Origin of the sequence: Caballeronia sp. (genome assembly GCF_049581465.1) — a bacterium.
Lineage (GTDB): Bacteria > Pseudomonadota > Gammaproteobacteria > Burkholderiales > Burkholderiaceae > Caballeronia.
In genome coordinates, this window is the sequence record NZ_JBAUSA010001327.1 from 1 (window position 1) to 2,232 (window position 2,232).

The 2,232-nt window shown below is 59.2% G+C and carries 2 protein-coding genes; both read left to right on the forward strand.

The window, feature by feature from the left end; genetic code table 11:
- The first annotated feature begins 3 nt into the window (after positions 1-3).
- Complete coding sequence (locus tag WCA53_RS32065) at positions 4-1,224, forward strand: porin (RefSeq protein WP_423921260.1); 1,221 nt, start codon at positions 4-6, stop codon at positions 1,222-1,224.
- Positions 1,225-1,531: 307 nt separating this feature from the next.
- On the forward strand, positions 1,532-2,203 hold the full coding sequence (locus WCA53_RS32070) for a TetR/AcrR family transcriptional regulator (RefSeq protein ID WP_423921257.1): 672 nt from the start codon (positions 1,532-1,534) through the stop codon (positions 2,201-2,203).
- Positions 2,204-2,232: the final 29 nt, after the last annotated feature.

The following is a 2,232-nucleotide window of genomic DNA, read 5'->3' on the forward strand; positions in this document are numbered from 1 at the left end:
GGTATGAGGAGAATTCGCACGATCGCCAGCCTCGGCGTCGTCGCATCGGGTGCGCTCACCGCACTGCCGACGATGGCGCAAAGTAGCGTCACGCTGTACGGCATTGTCGATACCGGATTTGGGTATCAGACCAGCGCGACGACACTCGGCTCGACAACGGGCGGCCGCTCGGCCGTCAAGATGATCACGGGCGTGTGGGCAGGCAGCCGCTTTGGCCTGAAAGGCGCCGAAGACCTCGGCGGCGGCACGAAGGCGATCTTCCAGCTTGAAGAAGGCTTCAACAGCGCAACAGGCGCGCAGTCGACCAGCGGCCTGATGTTCAACCGGCAGTCATATGTCGGCGTGACTAACGGAACGTATGGCTCGCTCACAGCGGGGCGCCAGTATGCGTCCTACTACCAGCTGCTATCGCCGTATAGCCCGACGACCTGGCTCACGGGCTTCTATGGGGCGCATCCAGGTGACCTTGATGGTCTCGACACGATCTATCGGGCCAACAATACGATCGAGTACATGTCGCCAAAGTTTTACGGCGTGACGGTGAGCGGCTCGTATTCGTTCGGTGGCGTGGCGGGTAGCGCGAATCGCGGCTCGACGTGGAGTACGGCGGTACAGTATGCGAACGGCCCGGTCGGCCTCGCGGTCGGCTTCTCGCGGATCAACAATTCGACGCTCGGCGGCGGCGCATTCGGCACCGATTCGACGACATCAAATGCGGGCGCGCAGGCAGGCGTGTCGGCCGTCACCAATGGCTATGCAACCGCGCAGGCGCAGCAGCGCTTTGCCGTGGGCGGCGGCTATACGTTTGGCGGCGGCTTCGATATCACCGCGATCTACTCGAACGTGCAGTACATCCCTGGGATTGGTTCAAAGTTCACGGATACAGAGATCTTCAACACGGGCGGCGTGGTGCTGCACTGGAAGGCGACCGTTGCGTGGGACTTCGCAACGGGCTATAGCTATACGCGTGCGACCAAGGCGAACGGCATCACGAGCAGCGCGCAATACCAGCAGGTCAACCTGTCTGAGTACTACGCGCTGTCCAAACGTACTGGCCTTTACGCATTGCAGGCTTATCAGCGCGCCAACGGAAAGACGCTCGGGACGAACGGCGGGGGCAATATCATCAACGCGACGGCGACGATCGGCGATGGTTTCCAGACCTCGCCATCGTCGTCGCGCAGCATCTTTGCCGCCGGCGTCGGCATCATCCACCGTTTCTGATGGGAGGCACGCGCTGCGCGAAAGAACGGTTTCGCGTGCCCATCACGCCCGAGGTCGATTCCGGCCATCCTTTTCTTCGAGTCCAGCGGGTCAAACTGAACCTGTGCGTTACTTAATGGTAATGTTGACGCAGGCGAGTACAGGTTTAGGAGCCGTCACCCGAGGCGGCCTTAACATCACCACGGCCTGACTGGATTTGACTGTCGCTTCCTGTCCCAACCGGCCTGTCACTCGGACGTTCGCAGGCGAAAGCTTGCGTGATGTAAAGTTCTGGAACCAGTTTCACCAAACAAGCAAGGCTGATGCAATGTCCACTACGACCGCCACCGAGAAGAAATCCCGCTTGCCGGAGCGCTCCACGAAAATGCGAGACCCGGTCCAGACTCAGATCCGGATTCTCGCGGCCGCAAAGGCAGAGTTCGCAAAAGTGGGGCTAGGCGGTGCCCGGATCGACACGATTGCGGAAAAGGCCGGGGTCAACAAACGAATGATCTATGAGTACTTCGAGGGCAAGGACCAGCTGTTCCAGGCTGTCCTCGAAGACGCGTGGACCGAGATCCGTACGGCAGAAAGCAAACTTCAACTCGACGCACTACCTCCAGTTGAAGCCATCAAGCAATTGATGATCTTCACATGGGAGTACTACCTTAGCCATCCAGAATTCATTTCGCTGGTGAACAGCGCGAATCTGCATGAGGCCCGCCATGTGAAAAAGTCTCGGCGGTTTCACGAATTGCATGGCGGCTTCATTGACATGCTGCAACGCATTCTCGACCGGGGAGTAGCTACAGGCGATTTCCGGCCGGGTGTTGATCCGCGACAACTGCATCTGACGCTCGCAGCAGTCGGCTACTACTACCTCAACACCCGTCATACCGGTGAAGTGATTTTCGGCTTCGACTTTATGTCGAAAGAGGCTCGTGCGGCACGTCTCGAATTCAATATCGACACGATCCTAAGCGTCCTTCGCCCGCGATGACCGCCGACGGTATTCATCCTGGCAGGCGG